The organism is Duganella violaceipulchra, assembly GCF_019166075.1.
GTDB classification, from domain to species: Bacteria; Pseudomonadota; Gammaproteobacteria; order Burkholderiales; family Burkholderiaceae_D; genus Rugamonas; species Rugamonas violaceipulchra.
This window is the reverse complement of sequence record NZ_JAHTGR010000206.1, coordinates 1-257: the sequence shown is the minus strand read 5'-3', so window position 1 is coordinate 257 and position 257 is coordinate 1. Positions and strand designations below refer to the sequence as shown.

The following is a 257-nucleotide window of genomic DNA, read 5'->3' as shown; positions in this document are numbered from 1 at the left end:
TCGACCAGCCGTCCGAGATGATGTGGTGCTGGGTGATCAGCAGGATGTGTTCCTGCTCGCCCAGCCGCAGCAGTTGGCCGCGGATCAACGGACCTTGGGCCAGGTCGAACGCTTGGCTGGCTTCGTCTGCGCCGATGCGACTGACGGCGAACGCTTGTTCATGCCCGGGCAAGTGGCGCAGGTCGTGTGTTACCAGGTGGAAGCCGCAATCGGCCGCTGCGATCCTTTGTTCGGCTGCGCCTGCGCTTTGCACGAAC

General features: G+C 63.8%; 1 protein-coding gene. It reads right to left on the bottom strand.

Going from position 1 to position 257, the window contains the following annotated elements:
- A partial coding sequence (locus KVP70_RS33710; RefSeq protein ID WP_217946778.1) for a condensation domain-containing protein occupies window positions 1-257 on the bottom strand: 257 nt, incomplete at both ends.